Source organism: Neobacillus sp. B4I6 (assembly GCF_050434045.1).
Classification (GTDB): Bacteria; Bacillota; Bacilli; order Bacillales; family Cytobacillaceae; genus Neobacillus.
In genome coordinates this window covers 506,498-530,574 of the sequence record NZ_JBNPWB010000002.1, presented here as the reverse complement: position 1 = coordinate 530,574, position 24,077 = coordinate 506,498, and the positions used below count along the sequence as shown (strand labels likewise).

At 38.6% G+C, this 24,077-nt stretch carries 22 protein-coding genes and 2 pseudogenes; 3 read left to right on the top strand and 21 right to left on the bottom strand.

Annotation, left to right across the window (positions count from 1 at the left end; translation table 11 throughout):
- Positions 1–17 precede the first annotated feature (17 nt).
- The 5 genes and pseudogenes from QF028_RS04425 to rpsU all read right to left on the bottom strand — a co-directional run bounded on the left by QF028_RS04425 (position 18) and on the right by rpsU (position 2,905).
- Positions 18–467, bottom strand: a complete 450-nt coding sequence (locus QF028_RS04425) for a hypothetical protein (protein WP_429464355.1) — start codon at positions 465–467, stop codon at positions 18–20.
- Positions 468–501: 34 nt separating this feature from the next.
- Positions 502–1,495: pseudogene (gene floA, locus QF028_RS04420) on the bottom strand (flotillin-like protein FloA).
- A gap of 17 nt (positions 1,496–1,512) precedes the next feature.
- Complete coding sequence (locus QF028_RS04415) at positions 1,513–2,148, bottom strand: NfeD family protein (RefSeq protein WP_088089025.1); 636 nt, start codon at positions 2,146–2,148, stop codon at positions 1,513–1,515.
- A gap of 121 nt (positions 2,149–2,269) precedes the next feature.
- Positions 2,270–2,716 (bottom strand): GatB/YqeY domain-containing protein, encoded by a 447-nt coding sequence (locus QF028_RS04410; RefSeq protein WP_088089026.1) that lies wholly within the window; start codon positions 2,714–2,716, stop codon positions 2,270–2,272.
- A gap of 15 nt (positions 2,717–2,731) precedes the next feature.
- Complete coding sequence (gene rpsU, locus QF028_RS04405) at positions 2,732–2,905, bottom strand: 30S ribosomal protein S21 (RefSeq protein ID WP_007087607.1); 174 nt, start codon at positions 2,903–2,905, stop codon at positions 2,732–2,734.
- A gap of 216 nt (positions 2,906–3,121) precedes the next feature.
- On the opposite strand from rpsU, the gene QF028_RS04400 reads away from it, so the two are divergent.
- Positions 3,122–4,063 (top strand): Na/Pi symporter, encoded by a 942-nt coding sequence (locus tag QF028_RS04400; protein ID WP_214998472.1) that lies wholly within the window; start codon positions 3,122–3,124, stop codon positions 4,061–4,063.
- A 66-nt stretch (positions 4,064–4,129) separates the two neighbouring features.
- On the opposite strand, the gene deoC is transcribed toward QF028_RS04400, so the two are convergent.
- The 13 genes from deoC to gpr form a co-directional block, all read right to left on the bottom strand.
- On the bottom strand, positions 4,130–4,804 hold the full coding sequence (gene deoC / locus QF028_RS04395; RefSeq protein ID WP_429464354.1) for a deoxyribose-phosphate aldolase: 675 nt from the start codon (positions 4,802–4,804) through the stop codon (positions 4,130–4,132).
- A 121-nt stretch (positions 4,805–4,925) separates the two neighbouring features.
- Entirely contained in the window at positions 4,926–6,293 is a 1,368-nt protein-coding gene (gene mtaB / locus QF028_RS04390; RefSeq protein ID WP_429464353.1) for a tRNA (N(6)-L-threonylcarbamoyladenosine(37)-C(2))-methylthiotransferase MtaB, read from the bottom strand.
- Positions 6,294–6,298: 5 nt separating this feature from the next.
- Positions 6,299–7,048, bottom strand: a complete 750-nt coding sequence (locus tag QF028_RS04385; RefSeq protein WP_429464351.1) for a 16S rRNA (uracil(1498)-N(3))-methyltransferase — start codon at positions 7,046–7,048, stop codon at positions 6,299–6,301.
- Between the two features lie 108 nt (positions 7,049–7,156).
- Positions 7,157–8,098 carry a 50S ribosomal protein L11 methyltransferase gene (gene prmA / locus QF028_RS04380; RefSeq protein WP_168245124.1) on the bottom strand — a complete coding sequence of 314 codons (942 nt, stop codon included), beginning with the start codon at positions 8,096–8,098 and terminating at the stop codon, positions 7,157–7,159.
- A gap of 18 nt (positions 8,099–8,116) precedes the next feature.
- On the bottom strand, positions 8,117–9,247 hold the full coding sequence (gene dnaJ / locus QF028_RS04375; protein WP_214998468.1) for a molecular chaperone DnaJ: 1,131 nt from the start codon (positions 9,245–9,247) through the stop codon (positions 8,117–8,119).
- Between the two features lie 122 nt (positions 9,248–9,369).
- Positions 9,370–11,202, bottom strand: coding sequence for a molecular chaperone DnaK (dnaK, locus tag QF028_RS04370; RefSeq protein WP_088089033.1), 1,833 nt, complete (start codon positions 11,200–11,202; stop codon positions 9,370–9,372).
- Between the two features lie 30 nt (positions 11,203–11,232).
- Entirely contained in the window at positions 11,233–11,832 is a 600-nt protein-coding gene (grpE, locus tag QF028_RS04365; protein WP_429464348.1) for a nucleotide exchange factor GrpE, read from the bottom strand.
- A 132-nt stretch (positions 11,833–11,964) separates the two neighbouring features.
- Complete coding sequence (hrcA, locus tag QF028_RS04360; RefSeq protein WP_429472178.1) at positions 11,965–12,996, bottom strand: heat-inducible transcriptional repressor HrcA; 1,032 nt, start codon at positions 12,994–12,996, stop codon at positions 11,965–11,967.
- A 134-nt stretch (positions 12,997–13,130) separates the two neighbouring features.
- Positions 13,131–14,264, bottom strand: coding sequence for a radical SAM family heme chaperone HemW (hemW, locus tag QF028_RS04355; protein ID WP_429464346.1), 1,134 nt, complete (start codon positions 14,262–14,264; stop codon positions 13,131–13,133).
- A gap of 81 nt (positions 14,265–14,345) precedes the next feature.
- Positions 14,346–16,181, bottom strand: a complete 1,836-nt coding sequence (gene lepA, locus QF028_RS04350) for a translation elongation factor 4 (protein WP_214731552.1) — start codon at positions 16,179–16,181, stop codon at positions 14,346–14,348.
- A 139-nt stretch (positions 16,182–16,320) separates the two neighbouring features.
- Positions 16,321–16,647, bottom strand: a complete 327-nt coding sequence (locus QF028_RS04345; RefSeq protein WP_214998464.1) for a DUF3679 domain-containing protein — start codon at positions 16,645–16,647, stop codon at positions 16,321–16,323.
- 19 nt (positions 16,648–16,666) lie between these two features.
- Positions 16,667–17,869 (bottom strand): stage II sporulation protein P, encoded by a 1,203-nt coding sequence (spoIIP, locus tag QF028_RS04340; protein WP_429464343.1) that lies wholly within the window; start codon positions 17,867–17,869, stop codon positions 16,667–16,669.
- A 126-nt stretch (positions 17,870–17,995) separates the two neighbouring features.
- The gene (gene gpr / locus QF028_RS04335) at positions 17,996–19,120 is read right to left on the bottom strand and encodes a GPR endopeptidase (RefSeq protein ID WP_429464341.1); all 1,125 of its coding nucleotides are present in this window, start codon (positions 19,118–19,120) and stop codon (positions 17,996–17,998) included.
- Between the two features lie 217 nt (positions 19,121–19,337).
- Between gpr and rpsT the strand changes: the two genes are divergently transcribed.
- Positions 19,338–19,598 carry a 30S ribosomal protein S20 gene (gene rpsT / locus QF028_RS04330; protein ID WP_088089041.1) on the top strand — a complete coding sequence of 87 codons (261 nt, stop codon included), beginning with the start codon at positions 19,338–19,340 and terminating at the stop codon, positions 19,596–19,598.
- Between the two features lie 42 nt (positions 19,599–19,640).
- Here rpsT and holA read toward each other — a convergent pair whose 3' ends face one another.
- Complete coding sequence (gene holA / locus QF028_RS04325; protein ID WP_429464338.1) at positions 19,641–20,657, bottom strand: DNA polymerase III subunit delta; 1,017 nt, start codon at positions 20,655–20,657, stop codon at positions 19,641–19,643.
- Between the two features lie 300 nt (positions 20,658–20,957).
- Here holA and QF028_RS04320 point away from each other — a divergent pair, with 300 nt between their 5' ends.
- On the top strand, positions 20,958–21,092 hold the full coding sequence (locus tag QF028_RS04320; RefSeq protein ID WP_026563518.1) for a YqzM family protein: 135 nt from the start codon (positions 20,958–20,960) through the stop codon (positions 21,090–21,092).
- A 75-nt stretch (positions 21,093–21,167) separates the two neighbouring features.
- Here the strand turns inward: QF028_RS04320 and QF028_RS04315 are convergent, their stop codons facing one another.
- Together QF028_RS04315 and QF028_RS04310 are read right to left on the bottom strand one after the other, a co-directional pair.
- The gene (locus QF028_RS04315; protein ID WP_429464336.1) at positions 21,168–23,495 is read right to left on the bottom strand and encodes a DNA internalization-related competence protein ComEC/Rec2; all 2,328 of its coding nucleotides are present in this window, start codon (positions 23,493–23,495) and stop codon (positions 21,168–21,170) included.
- A gap of 88 nt (positions 23,496–23,583) precedes the next feature.
- A pseudogene (locus tag QF028_RS04310) lies at positions 23,584–24,030 on the bottom strand (ComE operon protein 2); the annotation flags it as partial.
- Positions 24,031–24,077 lie beyond the last annotated feature (47 nt).

Sequence of the window (24,077 nt, the reverse complement as noted above, 5' to 3'; positions counted from 1 at the left end):
GCTATGTTGATTTACAACTAACCTTTTCTTGGGAAAAAGGGCTTTTTGGAACGCGGCTCACCAAGAATTTCTGACCAAACCATACCATTAATGAGCGTTTTTTCATCTGGATAAAGAGAAATGATGCTACCTTCCTCTTGCCCGGATTTAACTTCTACTTTCTCGACCTTTGGCTGGGCTACTGACATTCCAATCCGTTTAACCTCAGACTCTTGTTTCAACTGCTGGTATTTATTTTCGAGCTTTTCGAGTTGATCCAGTGGAATTTCCGATTGTATATTCTTTGATTTTAAAGTGCTGGTTGTTGGAATTTCATCATAATTGAGTTGCTTTTTAACTAGTGACCGAATTTCTTCAAAAGTATCCCTTGAAAATGTTCTATTGCGAGATTGACCTGTCTTACCTTTTGCCTTACGGAAAACAACAGAGACAATACCCATGACAATCAAAAATACTAAGGTTTCCAAAAATCACCACCCCTTTATTATCCCAACGCGGGCTTTATTGTCCGTCTTTTTTGTCTCCCGTTATCTTACCGATTGAACCTCTCATTTCAGTATCTGCTGAAATATTTTTTAAAGTTCATATAGTCCATTACACCAATATTTCCTGATTTGAGCGCTTGAGCCATTGCAAGAGGAACCTCCGCTTCCGCTTCCACGACCTTTGCCCTCATTTCCTGGACCTTAGCTTTCATTTCTTGTTCTAACGCCACAGCCATTGCCCTGCGCTCTTCAGCTTTCGCTTGGGCAATTTTCTTATCCGCTTCAGCTTGTTCGGTTTGTAATTCAGCCCCAATGTTTTTACCGATATCCACATCAGCGATATCAATCGATAGGATTTCAAAAGCTGTTCCGGCATCTAGTCCCTTTGAAAGAACCGTTTGCGAGATTAAATCTGGATTCTCGAGCACCTTGCTATGACTATCCGATGAACCGATAGTGGAAACAACCCCTTCACCGACACGAGCAACCACGGTTTCTTCCCCAGCACCACCGACAAGACGCTCAATGTTAGCTCGAACGGTAATTCTCGCTTTAGCCTTTACTTCGATACCATTCATAGCAACCCCGGCAATAAATGGAGTTTCAATTACTTTCGGATTAACACTCATTTGAACCGCCTCTAAAACATCACGCCCTGCTAGGTCAATGGCAGCGCAGCGTTCAAACGATAATTCAATATTTGCCCGATGTGCAGCAATTAGAGCATTGACTACCCTGTCAACATTCCCGCCGGCAAGATAATGGCTTTCCAGTTGATTGGTGGTAACGTTTAAACCAGCTTTATGGGCCTTTATGAGTGGATTAACCACTCTGCTTGGCGTTACCCTTCTAAGCCTCATCCCAACTAACGTAAAGATACTAATACGGACTCCTGCCGCAAGCGCAGAGATCCAGAGCATGACTGGTACAAAGGATAATAAGATCCCAAATAAGATTAAAGCAACAACGACAACTGCAATGATAAAAATCGTTCCACTGCCTACAATCATTTTTTAACCCCCTTCTTTTATTCTAATTCTCTTACAACAATACGCGCTCCTTCAACCTTAATGACTTTAACGATTGCATTCTGCTCGATAAAGCCGCCTTCGGTTACCGCATCAATTCTTTCGTTGTTAATAATAACGGTTCCTGCTGGGCGTAATATGGTTAATGCAATCCCTTCCATTCCCAACAGATCGGTACGATTAATATTAGAAACATATCCATCTTCTTTTCTGGCTGAATCAAAAAGAACCATTTTATTAAATAAAACAAGCTTTTTATCAAAAATCTTAATCATCATAAAGAAAACTAGGACAGATAAGAAAATCGCAATTAAGATGGATACCCCGATTTGAATGGTGTCCGCTCCTGCTAAAAAAAGACTTAAAATTAAAGCGGCAACACCAAGTGTGCCAGAAATAGCTCCAGGTAAAAAGAACTCCAAGAAAATCAGCAATAATCCTGCCACAAATAATAGTAAAGTACCATAACCTGCAAGTCCTGCTTGAAAATGCCCATAAAAGAATAAAATGAGCGCAAACACACCAATAAATCCTGCCACACCAAACTTGGATGAAAAAAGCTCTAATACAATTCCGATTCCCGCAATCGATAATAGAACGGTTACAACAATCGGGTCAGTAAGAAATTCAATCATTCGAAGGCCCCCTTTCTTTCTTTAGCTTCGACAATTAATATTACGTTTGAAAGTCAATTAAGTTTCATTAAAAATAATAAAAGACCGCAGGCTAAAAGCCTACAGTCTTCCTGTCAGAATACTATGAAAGGTGTTGTTGTACAAGTTTATTTACAAGTGCCCCATCTGCTTTACCCTTTACTTTAGGCATAATCGCAGACATCACTTTTCCCATTTCTGCTTTTGATTTTGCGCCGACTTCAGAAATTGTTTCTTTAACAATTTCCACCAGTTCCTCTTCAGAAAGCTGTTTTGGCATATACAATTCAACGATAGCCAACTCTGTACGCAACTTATCAACTAGGTCATCACGACCAGCTTTACCAAATTCATGGAGGGAGTCTTTGCGTTGTTTTACTTCGCGAGAAAGGACTGTTAACTCTACATCTTCTGCAAGCTCTTTTGTGCCGAGCTTGATAGCTTCATTTTGCAATGAAGCTTTTACCATCCGAATTACTGAGAGTTTGTCTTTTTCCTTGTTTCTCATCGCTTGTTTCATATCATTATTCAAACGCTCGAGAAGACTCATGTATTACACCCTCTCTTAAAACTTACGTTTTCTAGCTGCTTCAGACTTTTTCTTGCGTTTTACACTTGGCTTTTCATAGAATTCGCGCTTTCTTGCCTCTTGCAAAGTACCAGTTTTTGATACTGTACGTTTGAAGCGACGAAGAGCATCTTCAAGCGATTCGTTTTTACGAACGACGGTTTTAGACATTCTCTTTCCCTCCCTCCGAAACACAACACACTAACATTCAATCCATGTACCTTGCAATTATAATATAACCTTGATACAAGGTCAACTGAAATTCACAGTGATAATACATGCTTTTTATTTTTTATTCAATTAAATAAAGACTTGTCTTAATTTCCCTTAAAAAGTGGCATGTCCCTCCTTCCCCCACCATACAATGAAGCGAGGGGGGCCATACAAATGTTATACATATTATTATTTGTTCTTTGCATTTTATTATTTGTCTTTGGAATGACCATTATTAGATTTGCGCTGTTTAATTTATCAGCAAATAAATTAAAGGGCTGGCTGATTAAACTTACTAGTACTCCCTTAAAAGGGATGCTAACAGGGACATTTATTACGGCACTATTACAAAGCAGCACTGCCGTAATGGTGATTACAATTGGATTAATTTCAGCAAGGATCATGACGTTCCCTCAGTCGATTGGGATTATTCTAGGAACAAATATTGGAACTACCTTTAAAACAGAATTAATTACATTTAATATTGATAAAGTCCTCGTTCCACTCGCTATTTGTGGAGCCCTTCTTATATTATTTAAAAATAAAAAAGCGAGAAGTATCGGGATGCTGCTATTTGGAATATCCTCTGTTTTTGCAGCTATGAAAGGCTTCGAAATGCTAGCTGTCCCATTAACATCGATGAATATGATCAATAATTTCATCCTTTCCATTAATGATCAGATCCTTTTAAGCCTGTTAACCGGTACCATAATGACAGCTATTATTCAATCGAGTACGGCGATGACTGGAATTGCAATGAGCTTCCTAACAGCTGGGCTCTTGCAGCTTGATGCAGGTATTGCTATTGTCCTCGGGGCGAATATTGGGACATGTATTACCGCCCTTGTTGCTTCGATTGGCGGGGGAAAGGAATCGAGATTAGCTGCATTTGCCCACGTTTGGCTCAATGTATTTGGGGTATTGCTTTTTATCCCGCTCATCCCATCACTTACTGACAATGCCCCACTTCTTGCAGATACAAAAAATGTCCAATTAGCCCATATAAGTGTCATCTTTAATGTTGCCACTTCTTTATTGGTCTTACCTTTTGCAACGAGGTTTGGGAAAATGATTTTATTTTTACATGATAAAACACCTAAAAATCCAAGTACATGAAAATAAGACGGCTTTTTAGCCGTCTCATACTGGATTTACTGGATATTTATTGGAATTTACATCATCTTAATAATCTGAAGTAGCAGTTTTTCCGTTGACAATGGCGATACTTGAACTGGCTCCAATCCTTGTCGCTCCAGCCTCAATCATTTTTTGGACATCTTCCGTACTTCTAACTCCACCTGAGGCTTTAACACCCAAATCTGGACCGACAGTTTTCCTCATTAAGGCGATGTCTTCCGCTGTCGCTCCTCCAGTTGAAAATCCGGTGGAAGTTTTCACAAAATCTGCTCCTGCTTTAACAGCAAGTTCACAGGCGCGAATCTTTTCTTCATTTGTTAACAGACTTGTTTCTATAATAACCTTTGTATGTGCTTTGCCCTTCGCAGCCTCAACCACCGCCCGAATATCTTTTTCCACCAACTCATCGTTATGATCCTTTAATGCCCCTATATTTATGACCATATCCACTTCTTCTGCACCATTTTCTATAGCGTTTTTTGTTTCAAACGCTTTAGTTTCAGAAGTAGTCGCTCCTAACGGGAATCCAATTACGGTACAAACCATTACACCACTGCCTTGTAGCAGTTCTTTAGCTGTGCCTACCCATGTTGGATTTACACACACCGAAGCAAATTTATATTCCTTCGCCTCTTGGCATAAAGATACAATTTGCTGTCTCGTTGCTTCCGGCTTCAGTAGGGTGTGGTCAATCATTGCAGCAATATTTGTAGTAGCCATTACCATGCTCCCTTCGATGTCCATTCGAATAAATAAAACGCTCCAAAGTAGATTAGAATGAAATTTGCGGCTGAAAATAGTTTAACCTAAATACCACAAAAAAAAAGGACCTAAATGGTCCTTATATGGCAGCTTCTTCTTCTATTAACAAATCTGTTTTTGAAACGGAATCCTCAATAACTTTCACAAATTGTCCCTGATTGTATGGGTAGCCTGCTTTGGTAATCTTTACTTTAACAATTTTACCAATCATATCTTCTGTCCCTGAGAAAACAACTTTCATGTAATTATCAGTATATCCGATTAGGAAACCAGAATTAGCTTCATCCTTAGATACCTCTTCAGGGATCACTTCTACCACTTCATCCTCAAATTGTGAGGCATATTCCTTTGCCAGCTGATCTGAAAGGGAAATTAAGCGGTGAACTCGTTCATTTTTTACTTCTTCATCGACTTGATCTTCCATGCGGGCTGCTGGTGTTCCTGTACGTTTAGAGTACGGGAATACGTGAAGTTCAGAAAATTTATGGTCATTAATAAAATTAAAAGTTTCCATAAACTCTTCTTCTGTTTCACCTGGGAAACCTACAATTACATCGGAGGTTACTGCTAATCTAGGAAGAACTTCCTTAAGCCGATCCAATCTTTCTCCAAAGAACTCCATCGTATATTTGCGTCGCATTCTTTTTAGAACAGAATTGGAACCAGATTGCAACGGAATATGCAAATGACTGACAACAATAGTTGAATGTTTAATTACTTCAATCACTTCATCCGTAATCTGACTTGCTTCAATGGATGAAATACGTAATCGTTTTAGCCCTATGACTGTTTCCAAGTCACGAAGTAATTGTGCCAGATTGTAATCCTTCATGTCTTCTCCATAACCGCCAGTGTGAATACCAGTCAGAACAATCTCTTGGTAACCAGCATCAACTAATTGTTGGGCTTGACGGATAACTTCCTTGGGATCACGAGATCTCATTAAGCCGCGTGCCCATGGAATAATACAGAAGGTACAGAAATTGTTACAACCTTCTTGGATTTTTAAAGAGGCACGTGTCCGGTCGGTAAAGGACGGGACATCAAGTTCTTCATAGATACGACTTTTCATGATATTGCCTACACCATTAATCGGCTGGCGTTCAAGCTTATATTGCTCAATATAATCCAGCATTTTAATCCGGTCCTGCGTTCCGACCACAACATCCACACCAGGAATTGCCATAATTTCTGCAGGTGATGTTTGCGCATAACAACCTGTTACACAAATTACCGCATCCGGGTTTTTCCTGACTGCGCGACGAATGACCTGTCGGCTTTTTTTGTCGCCGGTATTTGTGACGGTACATGTATTAATAATATAAACGTCCGAAATTGATTCAAAATCAACTCGCTCGTAGCCTTCTTGTTTAAATAATTGCCAAATAGCTTCAGTTTCATAGTGATTAACTTTGCATCCTAATGTATGAAACGCAACTGTTGCCATTATTTTCACCTCATTAATTCAAAATGATAGGAAATAGCCGCTAATGCATATAATGGAGCGGTTTCCGTTCGTAGTATTCTTGGGCCTAACCCACAAACTGCAAAATCGTTATTCTTTAATTGCTGTACTTCTGTATCAGATAAGCCGCCTTCTGGTCCAAAAACCAAAAGAAGAGAATTACCTTTGCTCATTTTATTGAGGGTAGACGCAAAAACGGATGTTTCGCCATTTCTACTCTCTTCTTCAAAAGCAACCAATTTATAATCAAAGTCTTTGCTTTTTGAAAGCAATTCTTTAAAGCTAATCGCACTACTAACTTCCGGTAAAAAGGCACGGTGGGATTGCTCCGCAGCTTCTTTTGCTATTTTTTTCCATCTATCTATTTTTTTCGCTGCTTTTTTTTCGTCCCATTTTACAACTGAACGAGCCGCTGAGAATGGGAGAAACTGATGTGCACCCAGTTCTGTTCCTTTTTGAATGATCCATTCCAGCTTGTCTCCCTTGGGTAGTCCGCTAGCAATCGTTATTGAAATCGGAAGCTCGGAGCCGATATCCTTCCATTGTACAACGTCTGCAACAACACTTGTATCGGTAATTTCTGCAAGGGCACATACAGCTTGCTTCCCCTCTGGGTCAACACAAATAATCTGATCACCGAGCTGCATGCGCATAACCTTGACGATATGATGGCGGTCCTCTTTATCAATCAAAAAACGATCACCATTTGCTCGTTGTTTAACAAAGTATCGTTGCAAACTTCCTGCACCCTCTCTAAACATTTACAATTTATTTTACTAAAGAAAATCTTGATTTAAAAGTATAGCATGAAAAAAAGGGGTAAGTATCACCCCTTTTTTCAACCATTATAACCTTTTGGCAATGATTGCAACCCAATCTTCCATCAAAATCGTTTCGATAATTTCAAAACCAGCCGCTACCAATGAATCTTTAACCTGATCTTTTTTCTGATTGATAATTCCCGAGGTAATAAAAGATCCGCCAGGTTTGACAACCTTCGCAGCATCCTCAGTAAACCGCAGAATTACTTCAGCTAGTATATTAGCCACCACTACATCAGCAGAATTTTCTTCCACGCCATCGAGCAGATTATTTTGTGCTGTTGTTGCACGATCACTCACTTTATTGAGTTTAATGTTCACTCTCGCAGTTGTTACCGCTACCTCATCAAGGTCAAAGGCACGGACATCTTCGGCACCAAGCATTGCTGCTGCAATACTTAATACGCCCGAACCTGTTCCCACATCAATAACCCGGTCACCAGGACGAACCGTTCTTTCAAGTGCTTGAATACACAAGACAGTTGTCGGATGTGTACCTGTTCCAAATGCCATTCCTGGATCTAATTCAATAATTAATTCATCACTGCTGACCGGAGTATAAATCTCCCAAGTCGGAACAATTGTAAACTTTTCAGAAATTTTCACAGGATGATAATATTTTTTCCATGCTGTTGCCCATTCTTCTTCATTTACTTCACTTATGGTTACTTTATTTTTACCGATATCGATATTGTGAATAATTAAATTATTAATTGATTCTTTAATCGCATCCACCGTTTCGCCTAAAAAGCTGTTAACCGGAAGATAAGCCTTTAATATTACGCCTTCTTCTGGATAATCATCGGGATTGAGTTGATAGATTTCACCAAATTGATCTTCTCTTTCTTTCGTCAGTTCAAATGGATCTTCAATGACTACACCGCTCGCCCCAGCTTCATGCAAAATATGAGAAATAGGTTCAATCGCCTCATTTGTTGTGTGAATACTGATTTCGGACCATTTCACATCTACCAACTCCAATCCTTACTCGCTTTTAAAGGCTCGTTTTACTTTTGAGAAAAAACTTTCTTCGTGTTCACCAATGGGAGAAGAGCCACTAAGATCTGCGAATTCTTTTAAAAGTTGCTTTTGTTTATCTGTTAGTTTTGTTGGAGTAATGATTCGAACTAGAATATATTGATCTCCAACACCGTATCCGCGGACGTTAGGAACACCTTTTCCTTTTAATCGGAATTTTTTTCCCGTTTGCGTCCCAGCAGGAATTTTCAACTTTACTTTCCCGTGCAATGTAGGTACTTCAATCTCATCACCCAAGGATGCTTGAACAAAAGTGATTGGCATTTCACAATATATATCATCGCCATCTCTTTCAAAAAACTCATGCTGTCTCACATGGAAAACAACATAAAGATCTCCAGCTGGCCCACCGTTAATCCCGGCTTCTCCTTGACCTGACATGCGAAGCTGCTGTCCATCATCAATACCCGCAGGTATTTTAACATGAATTTTCTTGCGCTTTTGTACTTTTCCTTTACCACCGCATGTAGAGCACTTATGTTTAATTTCTTTCCCGGTACCATTACAGTGATTACATGTACGACGATTTACAATTCTGCCGAATGGAGTGTTTTGCTCCACATTTAACTGCCCGGTTCCATGACAGTGCTGGCAAGTTTCTGGTTTGGTTCCAGGCTTTGCCCCAGACCCACTGCATGTACCACAAGTTTCTTCACGTGGAATTTCAATATCTGTTTCTTTTCCAAAGGCCGCTTCTTCAAAAGTGACGGTCATCGTGTACTGAAGGTCAGCACCTTGTCTTGGTGCGTTCGGATCACGTCTTCTTCCGCCTCCACCACCGCCAAAAAAGGTATTAAAGATATCTTCAAACCCGCCAAAGCCTCCGCCGAAATCTCCACCGCCGCCAAAGCCTTGGTTTGGATCCGTATGACCAAATTGATCATAATGTGCTTTTTTCTGATCATCGCTTAATATTTCATAAGCTTCAGTTATTTCCTTGAATTTATCCGCCGCATCTGCTTCTTTATTAATATCTGGATGATATTTTTTTGAAAGCTTTCGATAGGCCTTTTTTATTTCATCCTTTGAAGCACTTTTACTAATCCCAAGTACTTCATAGTAATCCCGTTTACTCATGATTACCCACTCCCGAATCTGTCACATAAAGATTATTCTATCATTTATACCAATGGTATTGCAATAAAAAAGCCAAAGCCCATAGTTCTGACTTTGACTTTTTTCTGAGCTGTAAAAAACTCTTATTTGTCCTCTTTTACTTCTTCAAATTCTGCATCGACAACATCATCTTTACCGGCAGTATTTCCAGCCTCAGGGCCGCCTTGTTGTGCTTGCTGCGCAGCTGCTGCTTGCTCATAAAGCTTAACTGTCAAAGCTTGAACGATTTCTTGTAATGCATCCTTTTTCGCACGGATTTCAGTAAGATCGTTTTTCTCAATTGCTTCTTTTAATGCATCCTTCGCTTCATTTGCTTTCGCAACTTCACCTGCATCTACCTTACCTTCAAGGTCTTTTAAGGTTTTTTCTGTTGTAAAGACAAGTTGGTCTGCTTCATTACGAAGTTCCACTTCTTCTTTGCGAAGCTTATCTGCATCTGCGTTTTCTTCTGCTTCACGGACCATTTTTTGGATTTCTTCGTCTGACAGTCCTGTTGAAGACTTAATGGTAATTTGTTGTTCTTTATTTGTACCAAGATCTTTCGCACGAACATTTACAATACCATTCTTATCAATATCAAAGTTTACTTCAATTTGTGGAATTCCACGTGGTGCTGGTGGAATATCTGATAATTGGAATCGTCCTAGAGTCTTGTTATTGGCCGCCATTGGACGTTCCCCTTGTAGAACATGGATGTCAACAGCTGTTTGGTTATCTGCAGCAGTTGAGAAAACCTGCGATTTAGATGTAGGGATTGTTGTATTACGATCAATTAACTTCGTAAAAACGCCGCCCATTGTTTCAATACCAAGGGATAATGGTGTAACGTCAAGCAATACAACGTCTTTTACATCACCAGTAATTACACCGCCTTGAATAGCAGCACCCATTGCTACAACTTCATCTGGGTTAACACCACGATGAGGCTCTTGTCCAGTTGCTTGTTTAATTGCTTCTTGAACAGCCGGAATACGTGTTGAACCACCAACTAGGATCACTTTATCAATTTCTGAAGGAGTTAAACCAGCATCGCTTAATGCTTGACGTGTTGGACCCATTGTCCGCTCTACAAGATGCGCAGATAATTCGTCAAATTTTGCTCTAGTCATCGTTACTTCTAGGTGAAGCGGGCCAGCTGGACCAGCAGTGATAAATGGTAGTGAAATTTGAGTAGAAGTCACACCAGATAAATCTTTTTTCGCCTTTTCAGCTGCATCTTTTAGGCGCTGTAACGCCATTTTATCTTGAGCTAGGTCAATCCCATTTTCTTTCTTGAATTGATCAACGAGGTAATCAATAACGACTTGGTCAAAGTCGTCCCCTCCAAGTCGATTATCACCGGCAGTTGACTTAACTTGGAATACACCATCGCCTAATTCAAGGATTGAAACGTCAAATGTTCCACCGCCAAGGTCATAAACAAGGATTGTTTGATCTTGATCCGTTTTGTCTAATCCATAGGCAAGAGCTGCTGCAGTTGGCTCGTTGATAATACGCTCTACTTCAAGACCAGCAATTTTCCCAGCATCCTTTGTTGCTTGGCGTTCTGCATCATTAAAGTACGCAGGAACTGTAATAACGGCCTTTGTAACTGGTTCGCCTAGATAATCTTCTGCATAAGATTTTAAATATTGAAGAATAATGGCAGACAGTTCTTGTGGTGTGTACTCTTTGCCTTCAATCTCCACTTTATAATTTGTGCCCATATGGCGTTTAATCGACATAATTGTATTTGGGTTTGTAATTGCTTGGCGTTTTGCTACTTCCCCAACTTGGCGTTCCCCATTTTTAAAAGCAATAACTGAAGGAGCCGTACGATTGCCTTCTGGATTTGGAATAACCTTAGGTTCGCCACCTTCAAGGACAGCCACACAAGAGTTGGTTGTACCAAGGTCAATACCGATAATTTTACTCATTTCCTTTTCCTCCTAAAAAAAATATGTAGTTTATTGATTTACTTTCACCATTGCTGGGCGAATGACACGATCCTTTAACATATAACCTTTTTGAAATTCATCCGTCACAATGTTAGAGCCATAGTTCTCGTCCTCACCCTGCATTACAGCCTGATGCTGATGCGGATCAAACTCTTTGCCTACCGATTCAATAGGTTCAACACCTTCAATTTTCAAGGCATCCAGCAAACTACGGTAAACCATGTCCATCCCTTGCAGAAGTGTCTTTGTTTGTTCATTATCTGCTTCAACTTTCATTGCTCTTTCAAAGTTGTCTATTGCAGGCAGTAAATCTGTAATTAATTTTTGTGCTCTATATTTTTGGCTCGCTTCTAGATCTAATCTAGTACGCCTCCGGAAATTATCAAAATCTGCTTGTAGTCGTAGATATCGATTATCTGCTTCCTCTAACTTTGCCTTCAGCAATTGAATTTCTTGTTCCTTTTCATCAACTGGAAGGACATCAACTTTTTCTGTTGTGCCATCCTCTTCAAAAATAGTCTCAACCGTTTTATCATCGGTAAGTTCAACATTATCAGTATTTTCAATCTCAACTTCTTCATTTATCGTGTTATTATTCTCATTTGTCAACTTACTCACCTCCCTTAAAGCATTTGCACCCATTTATATTAAAATTCATATTCACAAGTAAGGGCATGAAAAATACGGCATTTCACCTAGGTAAAATAAACGGTTTTTCACCCTTACTCAATATTTCCAGTGCTATTTATTTTGATACAACTTTGTTAAAACAGCCGTTAAATCCTTACTAAAAAATTGTAATAAGCTAATGACTCGAGAATATTCCATTCTTGTAGGACCAAGGATGGCAATCGTTCCTAAATTTTCAGCCCCTGCTGAATAGGTAGCTGTGATTAGGCTGCAATTATCCATGACACTATTATTATTTTCTCTGCCAATTTTGACGTGAATACCCGCTGAATCATTTCTGATTAAGTTATAGATCCACTCTTCTTGGTCAATCATTGTTAGCAGGCTGCGAAGTTTTGCTACATCATGAAACTCCGGCTGGCTTAACATATTTGTTTTTCCACCAAAGAAAAGTTTTTCATTGCTAGGCATTTTTAATGAATCAGCGATCGTATGCAGCATTAAATCATAATTATGGATATGCTGCCTTAAGAGCATGGCAACTTCCTTATAAATTTTATCATTTAAGTCTTCAAGAGGAACTCCTGCTAAACGATCATTCAAGATATTTACTGTTTTTTCTAAATCACTTGCATCCACGGAGGGCGGTAAAGAAAAGGTCCTGTTTTCAACATGTCCCGTATCTGTTACAAAAATAGCCACCGCGGTTTCTTTATTTAATGGGATGATTTGAATTCTTTTCAACTTATTAATACTTACTGCAGGACCAAGGACAATCGATGTGTAATTGGTTAGTTCCGATAATATTTTTGCTGACCTTTGAATAATTTTTTCGAACTCGAAAATTTTCTCAGCAAAAATCGACTGAATAATGGATACATCATGCTGATTTAACACCTGTGGAGACAGGAGATGATCAACATAATACCGATAACCTTTTTCCGATGGGACACGCCCTGAAGAGGTATGTGTCTTTTCAATAAATCCCAACTCTTCAAGGTCGGACATTTCATTGCGAATAGTTGCCGAACTAAAGGAAATTTCCTCTTTTTTCGACAAGCTTCTTGAGCCGACTGGTTGGGCAGATCGAATAAAGTCATCAACAATAACCTGAAGAATTAACAATTGACGATCTGTTAACAACATTTATCACCTCTGTTAGCACTCCTAGTTACCGAGTGCTAATTATATTAATAAATTATCAAAAAAGGGGGGATGGTGTCAATCAAAAAGAAACATAGACGAGCTGAAGTAAGACTGTTAATAAAATCCAATGGTTATCTTAAAAATGCCTGAAAAACTTCATTTCCTAACAATCGGCCCTTTTTTGTTAAAAATATATGATCTTTCCCCACTTCTAACCACTGTTTAGCAGTTAATTCCGCAATCTCTTTTTCGAATAACTGAAGTGGATCAACAGCAAACTTTTCAATAAAGTGACGGACCGATACACCAGCTGTTTTGCGTAAACCTAAGAACATTTCTTCTTCCATTTGTTCTACTTTTGTGGTCTGATGTTCCTCAATAACAGGGAGTATACCACTATTAATTTGGTCCATATATCTTTTTAACGGACCTGTATTTGAACGTCTTATCCCATTTAAATAACTATGTGCCCCTGCTCCAAACCCATAATAGGGTTCGTTGTTCCAATAGGTTAAGTTATGCCTGCTTTCAAAACCAGGTTTGGAGAAATTACTAATTTCATATTGGTTAAATCCATGCTTTTCCATTTCTTCCATTAGTAATTCATACATGGCTGCTTCCACATCCTCACCAGGAGTAGGCAGCTTTCCTTTTTTCAGTAAGTTATAAAAGACCGTTTTCGGTTCAATGATTAAGGAATAGGCTGAGTAATGTGAGATATCAAGGGAAAAAGCTTCTGTTAACGACTCTTTAAAATCAGTTATCGTTTGTGACGGTAAACTGAAGATCAGATCGATGCTGATATTGTCAAAACCTAAAGATTTTGCGTTATCAATTGTTTGATAAACATCTTTCGCTTTATGAACGCGACCGATTTTTTTTAGTAATTCCTCATTAAAGGTTTGCACACCAAGGGATAGGCGATTTACACCTGCATCTTTTAATATTTGTAATTTTTCTTTCGTTAAATCACCTGGGTTCGCTTCAAAGGTAAATTCCAACTGCTTGCTCTTGGGTAAATTCCTGTTAATACTCTCGCAAAAACGATCCAGTTGCTGCTCATTTAACGATGTCGGCGTACCTCCACCGACAAATATCGTTTGCAGATCACTTGTAGGAAAATGGTTAACCGTCATTTTCATTTCTTGATCAAGTGCATTTAAATAGTCATCTACCGGCTGTCCCTTAAGAAATACTTTATTAAAATCACAATAATGGCAAATATGTTCGCAGAAGGGGATATGGAGATAAGCAGATTTAATCATTTCTTTCACTTCCTCTGTTCTTGTAACAAAAAGAGGCTAGAATTCGCCCGAAAAAATGGCTTGTCCTAACCTCCCGCTAGTTTATTTTTTTGTGTTGTTATCATCCATTTTTAAGACAGCCATGAATGCTTCTTGTGGTACTTCAACGGATCCAACTTGTTTCATCCGCTTCTTACCTTCTTTTTGCTTTTCTAACAATTTACGTTTACGAGAGATATCTCCACCATAACATTTTGCTAATACGTTTTTACGCATGGCTTTAATTGTGGAACGAGCAACAATTTTTTGACCAATTGCAGCCTGAATAGGAACCTCAAACTGTTGTCGTGGAATAAGTTCTTTCAGCTTTTCGACGATGATTTTTCCGCGTTCATACGCAAAATCTTTATGGACAATAAAGCTGAGTGCATCGACCTTTTCAGCATTTAACAATATGTCCATTTTAACCAGACTCGAAGGCTTATAACCAATTAGTTCGTAATCAAAAGATGCATATCCTCTTGTGCTTGATTTTAATTGATCAAAGAAATCGTAAACAATTTCCGCTAATGGCATCTCGTAGATGATACTCACCCTATTTTCAGCCAGGTATTCCATCGTAACAAAAATCCCGCGTTTAAGTTGGCAAAGTTCCATAATAGTTCCTACATAATCATTCGGAGCCATCATTGTTGCTTTTACATATGGCTCTTCCACACGGTCTATTTTTTGTGGATCTGGTAAATCCGATGGATTATCCACCTTTATTTCAGAACCATCTGTCATGTGAACGTGATAGATAACACTTGGTGCAGTCGTAATTAGGTCGATTTTGAATTCACGCTCAATCCGTTCTTGAATGATTTCCATATGAAGAAGTCCTAAAAATCCACAACGGAAACCGAATCCAAGTGCCTGCGATGTTTCAGGTTCAAATTGAAGTGATGAATCATTTAACTGCAGCTTTTCAAGCGCTTCACGCAGGTCATTAAATTTCGCTGTATCAATTGGATATAACCCGCAATAAACCATTGGGTTGAGTTTGCGGTAACCAGGAAGGGCTTCTGTTGCCCCATTTTTCGCATTTGTAATCGTATCACCGACACGAGTATCGCCGACATTTTTAATCGATGCAGATAAAAAGCCAACATCTCCGACAGTTAACTCATCAAGCAACGTCGCTTTTGGTGTAAATACACCTACCTCATTCACTTCAAATTCTTTCCCAGTAGCCATCATTCTTACTTTGTCGCCAACTTTAACAGTTCCTTCGACAACACGGATGTAGGCAACAACACCACGATAGGCATCATAGAGGGAATCGAAAATCAGCGCTTTTAATGGTGCTTCCGGATCTCCGGTTGGTGCAGGAACTTTTTGCACAACCTGTTCTAGGATTTCTTCGATCCCGATACCAGCTTTTGCTGAAGCTAATACAGCTTCTGAAGCATCCAAGCCGATGACTTCCTCAATTTCACCGCGGACCCGTTCTGGGTCAGCACTAGGTAAGTCGATTTTATTGATGACTGGTAATATTTCAAGGTCGTTATCAAGGGCAAGGTAAACGTTCGCTAGTGTCTGTGCTTCAATTCCTTGTGCAGCGTCAACGACTAAAACAGCCCCTTCACAGGCTGCAAGACTCCTTGATACCTCATACGTAAAATCGACATGTCCCGGTGTATCAATTAAATGGAAAATATATTCTTCTCCATCTTTAGCTTTGTATTTTAACTGGACGGCATTTAACTTAATGGTAATCCCGCGTTCTCTTTCAAGGTCCATTGAATCTAATAGCTGGTCTTTCATTTCCCGAGAGGTTAAGGCATTGGTTTTTTCCAAAATACGGTCAGCCAATGTTGATTTCCCATGATCGATATGGGCAATAATCGAGAAATTTCTAATTTTTGATTGTCGTTTAAGTCTTTCATTATTGTTCACGGTATTTCACTCCTACTATACTCGCACATATACACTATTTTGAATTATATCAATAGGATTAACAAGATTCAATGGAAACTCTAATAAGATTATTTCCTGAAATAAAATAGCGGCACCCAAAAGGTGCCACTTACACGTTTTAATCAGCTATGAGATCAACTATTTTTTCGGAGGCACCTGATATCCCTTCAGACATCTTCTTTCCCATCGAAGAGAAAAAATTATAAGCACTTATTTCTTCGAGTTTCTTCTTCTTTGCCTCAAGATCATGGCTTGAAATATCATTCCCCAGAAAGGTAGCTCTTAGGTCATTGTCCGTTTCATTTAAACTGACAGCATTTTGAAAATTGGGATCATCATAGCCTTTCATTTTATGAATACCATCATTAGCTAATTGCATTCCTACTAAAACAGAGATTAACATGAGAGCGCTTAAGCATAAGCTTTTTAACATGAACATCTTCATAAAAAATGCTCCCTTACATCTATTGTTTATTGGTTGATTGCTCAACATCCTTGTTAACTTTTTCAGCCTGCCAGTAAAATTCACTAAATACATCCGCAAGAGCGTCAGCTGACCGATTTAATTCTTCAAACGTATTATCCACTCCGCCAAATTCAATTAAGATTGCATTATTGGAAAGGTTTTGGTTGTAGATACTATTAGACCCAGCTTCATTTTTAATGATTACTCCCCTACTTAAACCCTTATATTTTTTTTGCAGTTGATTGTGGAGTTCTGTTGCTAGTTTTGCATTCTTTTCATAATTTGGGTTTTTGCCACCGATTACAAACGCAAGCTTTGCAAAGGACTTTCCATTAATGCTAACTGTTGTTTGGTTCTTGCGGCGTGAATCTCTATGAATATCAATAAAATAATCTAAATCACGGTTTGATGCCATGGCTGCTTGAACAACCGGGCGAGATTCCTGGTACGATTTTGGGTAACCTAAACCTTTTTTATTTAAGTTCGCCTGGATATCAGTTTTATCAATAAAAGTACCGATTCCTCGATCCTCTAAGCTCGTTTTTAATTGATCGCCAATTTTGGTGACGTTAATTTGTGAATGGTAAGCTTTATCAGGATCTGTCACACCTTTGAGATAGGGTAAATAAGATTCCCGCGTATGTGTAAAATAAACATATACAACCTTGTGATTCCCTGTTGTTTGTCCCGGTGTTGAAGGGGGCTTTTCACCTGATGGCTTCTCGATACCTTCTAAATTTTGCAAAGCAGCCTCCCCCTCTGCTTTCATAATTTCGATAGGAGGTGCAGATTCAATTGGCATATTGGTGTAATTAGTACCCTCACCAGCCACAAGAATTTTCCCATCAAATTGAAAGAATCCGGGAAGCTCTCTGCCAAGCAAGCTTCGAGGATCATTTAAATTTATATTGCTTGATAGCTTAAATACCAAGTTGGTTAATTTAGGAGTTGACGTCCAATCTTGTCCAACTGATAAAAAATGATGGTTTTCCCAGCCCATTAATTGATAAAGCAGCTCTCCATTCACGTTGGTTGCAGCCTGATTTACTGAAGATGACATAGGCCGATATTGTGGCTTTAACGAGGTTAATAATCCACTAATAGAGAAAATCATTATCATAAATATTAACAGTAATCCAGCGGCTTTTAGTAAACTTGATCCTTGTACCATAACAAACGTTCCTGAATTTCTAGCTTTCATGGTTCCACCTCGCAAATCGGATTCTAGTAAATCTTATGAAGATACTAGAATCGATAGAACCACTAGTTATATTTTCGAGGCACTTCCTGTAAAACATAGATTTCGAAAGTACCTCTGAAAATTCTTCTATTTTGTATAAAATCCAGCGTTCTCTTGGTCCACTGCACTATGAAGCGAGGAATTCAATCCGTTCGCAATCAAATTTGCCATATCTTCGATAAAAACGTCTACTTCCTTTGGAGTGACCATTAAATTATGTCCGATCGGAGATAAAACCTCATAAATTAATTTTCTTTTTTCATCATCCTCTAGTGTACCAATCATCCCAAGAAACGTCTTACGGTGCTTTTCCTCAGGTAAATCCTCTTCGGTCAATTTTCGCTTTTCTCCGAAACTCATTCCTGCTGGTGCAAGTGCCCTCGAAGGCCGATTTCCTTCACGAAGTTCTTTCCCAAAATGCTTGAGAATAAAATCAATCGTATCACTTGTAATGGAGACGGCATCGACCACGGTCGGAACTCCAATCGCAATGACAGGAATACCCAAGGTTTCCTTACTCAGTTCTTTTCTTTTATTACCGACACCTGAACCAGGATGAATGCCTGTATCAGAGATTTGGATCGTCGAATTCACTCTTTCAATCGATCGTGATGCTAGTGCATCAATGGCAATCACAAAATCAGGTTTTGTTTTTTCAACAACTCCAAATATGATATCACTCGTCTCAATCCCGGTTAAACCCATAACACCAGGTGATAGTGCACTTACGGATCGATAGCCTTCTTCGACATTTTCCGGCTGAAGCTGAAAAAGATGACGCGTAACCAACAAGTTTTCACATACCATGGGTCCAAGTGCGTCGGGGGTTACATTCCAATTTCCGAGCCCAACAACAAGACATGAATCCGTCTTTTTAATCCCAGTTCCCTCCAAAAAGTAAGCAAACTCTCTAGCGAAAATTTCTTCCACCTTTTGCTGTACCTCTGTATTTTGCTGACGAATCCCTTGTACTTCCACCGTTAAATATCTACCAGCTTTTTTGCCCAGCTGTTGTTCACCCTGTTTGGTCACTTCAACTAATGAAATCTTTATGTCATCAACATCTTTTTCCTTAATAATCACGCCTTCAATCTGTGAAAGATCCTTCTCTTGCCCAACAGTTCCTTTCTGCTGTGTAAGGACCATTTCCCTTGCTTCAATTGCCAAATCCGTTCGAACAGAGTACTGACTTAAGTCAATCGACTCACCCATTATTATTCACTCCCATCAAAATTTTCCTAAAATCTAGAAACTATTCCCTATTTTTGCCCTTTCCGGCATAAAACATGCAAATGATATTCTTCTTCGTAGAAACAAGTATTGCATTATAGGCTTCCATTTGATAAAATATTTCATGTTCTGAATTATTTTTTATGAATGTTAAGTCGAGTTCATATAGTGTCTCGATTCTTTGTAGGAGGTGAAAGTAATGCCTAATATTAAATCTGCTATTAAGCGTGTAAAAACAAGCGAAGCTCGTAATGCTCAAAATACAACTGCGAAATCTGCAATGCGTACTGCTGTTAAGAAAGTAGAAGCTGCTATTTCTACTAACGACGGTGCTGCTGCTAAAGAAGTATTTGCAACTGCTGCTAGTAAATTAGACAAGGCTGCTGCAAAAGGTCTTATCCACAAAAATGCTGCTGCTCGTAAAAAATCCCGTCTAATGAAAAAAACTAACGCTCTATAATTGAGCGTAAAAAAACGATTCCCTTTAACAGGAATCGTTTTTTTATTTCTTTAAATGAAATAGAAACATCTCAATCAATAAAGATTTATTCATGCCTCCTGTTTTCATTTGGTAGTCCGCTTCAGCAAGGAGGTCAATTATATTAGCCAATTCTTCATCTGTAAATCTAGGAGCTTGACCGAGAGCAAGTTTGACTCGGAATGGGTGTGTTTTCAAGAAACCTGCTATTTGCTGCTGTCCATATCCTTTTCTCGAGAGCTCCTTCACTTGATAAATTAACCTAAATTGTCCTGCCAACAATGCCAGAATCTTAATCGGCTCTTCATTTTGTTTTAACAAATCATAATAAATTCTTAAGGCTTCATCGAGTTTTCGCTGAACCACTTTTTCAATGAGCGTAAAAATATTTTGCTCAAGTGAACGAGCAACTAATTTTTCCACTAGGCTGACATCAATTCTTTTTTCATCTGCAGCGTATAATGCTAATTTGTCCACTTCACTTGTAATCATAAACATATTTGTTCCAACCAATGCGAGCAATTGTTCAATAGCATCAGGTTCAAATTCAATCCCACTTCTTTTCGCCCTGCTCTTTACCCAGTTTCGTAAATCATGTTCATTTAACTTTTTGGCTTCGACTATTTCAGCATTTCTTTTTAATTCTTTCGTTATTTTTTTCCGTTCATCCAATTTTTCATATGGTGCCGAAATAACTAATACTGAGTAGGGTGCCGGCTCTTTTAAATACATTTCGAACCTAGATAAATTATGATCAATCTTTTCTTTTGATTTTTCAGCCGTTAAAAAAACAGGATTATGTAAAAAGATAACTTTTCTTTCTCCTAAAAAAGGAAAGGTTTCAGCATCTTCGATTGCAACCTCAATTGGCGTTTCCTCTAAATCATAGCTTGCAAAATTAAAATCCTTTTCTTCTTCGTTTAAAATATGGTTAAGTAATAATTGCTTTGTTTCATTTATTAAGAATGTCTCTGTTCCAAATAATAAATAAATAGGAGCAATTTCCTTTTGTTTAATTTTTCTCCAAATATCCACTACCATTTGTCAGCGCTCCCCTTCTCCCACTCATATATATGGTAAAGAAGCTTGGACAATTTGACAAGCATTTAAAGGGAATTAGCACTTATCAATAAGTGCTAATTCCCAATCTATAATGAACGCCTGCAATAGAAGCCCTAGGATATTCTATTGTCTGGCGGAGTTCCTTGTGTAAGTTTAGTGTAGCCTTTTATCAGTCTCACTATTTTGACAACTCTTGTCAGTTAAGGAAAGCATTTTGATGTACGCTGGATTTTTTCTTGAGAATGACTTATACTATATGTGAAATAGGAGGGGTAGACTGTGAATGAATTTGAAAAAGATGTGCAAAGTAAACGAAACGACGCGATTGATTCTGGGGTAGGATTTGGGGTTTCCTTTGGTTTTTTTGCCATAATGTTTATTGTTGCTACAGTCATTAAAGTAATCGGTTCATAATGAATGGCTACATATGGGTAATATAGGAGACTGCATTCGTGCAGTCTTTTTTAATTTTTCTTGAGATGCTTTATCCTATGGTAAATAGGGAGAAATGGTTCCTTTTCCTTGATAAAATTTATAGGTTATTGCTCCTTGCTGATCGGTTCGAAAAATAACTGTATTTGTTTTTCTTAATCGGTTAAGCACTTCTGAATGTGGGTGGCCAAAACGATTTTTTTCACCGACCGAAATTAATGCTATTCTTGGGTTAATTTGATTAATAAAAGATTCTGCACTTGATGTTTTACTCCCATGATGACCAGCTTTTAAAACATCAACCTTTAAATTAGGATATTTTTTTATGATTTTCTCTTCCCCTTCTTGATCAAGATCTCCGCCAAAAAACCAACTAACTCCCCCTAATTGAGCAATAAAGGCAATGGAGCCGCTGTTTCTTTCACCAGCAAAATTCTTTTCAGGTGAAAGGATATAAAATTCATTTTCCCCGCTAATCCACTTGTCTCCTTCTGACACTTTTATGACAGCAATGTTTTTCTTTTTCGCCTCCTCCAAAATGGCAAGTTCAGTAGTTGATGGCTCGACTACAGAAGGCATTAAGATTTGATTTACTTCAAGCTCTTTTAATATCGAGAATGCCCCCCCAATATGGTCCATATCCCCATGTGTTAAGATTAGTTTGTCAATCTTGGTAATACCTTGTCCTTTTAAAAAGGGAACCACTACATCCCTTCCTACCTCAAAGGCACTGGCTCGTTCCCTCCACTTTTCTTCTGTATAATTCATTGTCCCGCCTGTATCAATGAGATAGGTTCCTTCACCATGTGCAAGGTGAATCAAAATACTATCCCCTTGGCCAACATCAATCATGGTCACTTCACCATATGGATATAACCAGTTCCAGCCTTGTTGAAAAATAATCAGCACAGCACTCAATACGATTAGATGGACCTTCCTTTTCGGATACGCTTTAGTTTCCCAAATAAAAAAAATCAAAAGCAGGATTAAAATATACATAATGAGTAAAAACCAATTTGGTCTTCCAGGGATAAAGCGGAAGAAGGTAAAATCAGCAAGATATTCTATAAGATAATTGGAGAGGCTAATGATTGTTCTGAAAATACTAATAAGTATAAGCGGAGTTTTTCCGAACATAAACTGAATGATAAACAAAAGGTACAATCCTGGGAGGTATACAAATGAAAAAAGAGGAATATAGACCATATTGGCGATGATACCTATCATTGAAACCTCAAAGTAATGATACAGTAAGAACGGGAGTGCAGCTAATTGAGCAACTAACGAAGTCGCAAGCATACGCGTTATGGTCTTTTCATAGCCTTGCAAAATATATGGAGCAGACAAAATGATCACCAGACTCACTGAGAATGAGAGTTGAAAGCCAGCATCAAAAATCACCATTGGGTTAAAAAATAAATAGAAAATAAATGCCATGCTTATAGCATCCAGGGGAAAAAGCCTCACGCGAGCTCTTAACTTTACAGTAAGTAACACGAGGAAAATCATCATCGCTGAGCGAATAACAGATGGTGAACCGCCTGTCAGAATGACATAAATCGGCAGGATGAGGAGAAGAAAATTGATCATAAACTGTCTCGTTAGTCCGAATCGAATGCCGATATAAAAAACCATCGCAATTAATAACGAAACATGGAGTCCAGAAATGGCGAGCAAATGAACAATACCGGTTTTTTGGTACGCAGTTAAAACTTCCGGGTCAAACAAATTTCTGTCACCAAATAGTAAGGCGGCGGAAAGCGAAGCGATTTCTATCGGAAAATGTGACTCAAGATAATTAATACCAGAATATCGAAGTTGTTTTATCAATTCCAATGGAGAAGGTTTCATCGGAGAGCAAGTTTGCAATGGGTTTTCTTGTATCTCGATGATCCAATAAATGTTCTTCCTAGATAAATACATTCGGTAATTAAAAGCATTGGGGTTTTTGGCAATCGCCGGTTTTTCCAGAGTGCCTGACACCCTGCATAAACAATGATAAAAGGTTTTCGTCTTTAATAGATCTTTTTCTTGTTCTGATTGGATTTTGTAGCGGATGAGGAGTTTTTCCTTGTACCGTGCATCAGCAGCCTGCACTTGTAATAAGTCACCATCAATTTTTGGGTCCTCGGTATATTGAAGATTAAAGGTGGTAGTGGATGGGGGGATGACTGTTTTATTGGTTGAGACTGCGTGTTGACCGATCAACAAGAAGGTCAAAAAACACACAGCTACCAGCCCAAGTTGAAATTTCATAAATCGTTTGTATTTATAAAGAAGATAAAGATACAGGGTTTGTAATAAGAAAAAAGGAAGAAATATTAATTGAACACATAACAAACCAAATAAAGCTGCAATTGTAAAATAAATATATTTTCCATTCATTTGACTTCTCCATTTAGGTATTTTCATTACAAAATACGGAAGAGCCGGAAATAACCGGCATCAATCCGTAGAATTATTGACTAACCTTCCGTAAATCAATTACTGACTCATGCAGCTCTACCTTCTCAATGGTAACATTTGCCTGCTGAAAAAGTTCAATTGCATACGGGTGATTTTTATAATCCTCCGCGTAATAAACGGTTTTAATACCCGCTTGGATAATCGCTTTACAGCATTGTAAGCAGGGGAAATGGGTGACATAAATTTCAGCTTCTGCTGTCGGGACACCAAATTTAGCACATTGAAGCAGCGCATTCATTTCAGCGTGTATGGTTCTGACACAGTGATTGTCAATCACGAAGCAACCTTCATCAATACAATGGTCTCCACCAGCTATTGATCCATTATAGCCACCAGCAATAATTCGTTTATCCCTTACAATTGTAGCTCCCACTGTCAGCCTAGTACATGTGCTTCTTAGTGCGAGCAAATGGCTTTGTGCCATAAAATATTGATCCCATGAGATTCGTTCCACTTCTCCCACTCCCTTTTATGTTCTTCCACTTAAGTTTAATAGTGATT

Bases quoted from the DNA above. Each gene is read 5' to 3' on its own strand.
- QF028_RS04415 (WP_088089025.1), bottom strand. From the start codon at position 2,148: ATGATTGAATTTCTTACTGACCCGATTGTTGTAACCGTTCTATTATCG.
- QF028_RS04410 (WP_088089026.1), bottom strand. From the start codon at position 2,716: ATGAGTCTTCTCGAGCGTTTGAATAATGATATGAAACAAGCGATGAGA.
- rpsU (WP_007087607.1), bottom strand. From the start codon at position 2,905: ATGTCTAAAACCGTCGTTCGTAAAAACGAATCGCTTGAAGATGCTCTT.
- QF028_RS04400 (WP_214998472.1), top strand. From the start codon at position 3,122: ATGTTATACATATTATTATTTGTTCTTTGCATTTTATTATTTGTCTTT.
- deoC (WP_429464354.1), bottom strand. From the start codon at position 4,804: ATGGCTACTACAAATATTGCTGCAATGATTGACCACACCCTACTGAAG.
- mtaB (WP_429464353.1), bottom strand. From the start codon at position 6,293: ATGGCAACAGTTGCGTTTCATACATTAGGATGCAAAGTTAATCACTAT.
- dnaJ (WP_214998468.1), bottom strand. From the start codon at position 9,247: ATGAGTAAACGGGATTACTATGAAGTACTTGGGATTAGTAAAAGTGCT.
- dnaK (WP_088089033.1), bottom strand. From the start codon at position 11,202: ATGAGTAAAATTATCGGTATTGACCTTGGTACAACCAACTCTTGTGTG.
- hemW (WP_429464346.1), bottom strand. From the start codon at position 14,264: ATGATTAAATCTGCTTATCTCCATATCCCCTTCTGCGAACATATTTGC.
- QF028_RS04345 (WP_214998464.1), bottom strand. From the start codon at position 16,647: ATGAAGATGTTCATGTTAAAAAGCTTATGCTTAAGCGCTCTCATGTTA.
- spoIIP (WP_429464343.1), bottom strand. From the start codon at position 17,869: ATGAAAGCTAGAAATTCAGGAACGTTTGTTATGGTACAAGGATCAAGT.
- gpr (WP_429464341.1), bottom strand. From the start codon at position 19,120: ATGGGTGAGTCGATTGACTTAAGTCAGTACTCTGTTCGAACGGATTTG.
- rpsT (WP_088089041.1), top strand. From the start codon at position 19,338: ATGCCTAATATTAAATCTGCTATTAAGCGTGTAAAAACAAGCGAAGCT.
- holA (WP_429464338.1), bottom strand. From the start codon at position 20,657: ATGGTAGTGGATATTTGGAGAAAAATTAAACAAAAGGAAATTGCTCCT.
- QF028_RS04315 (WP_429464336.1), bottom strand. From the start codon at position 23,495: ATGAATGGAAAATATATTTATTTTACAATTGCAGCTTTATTTGGTTTG.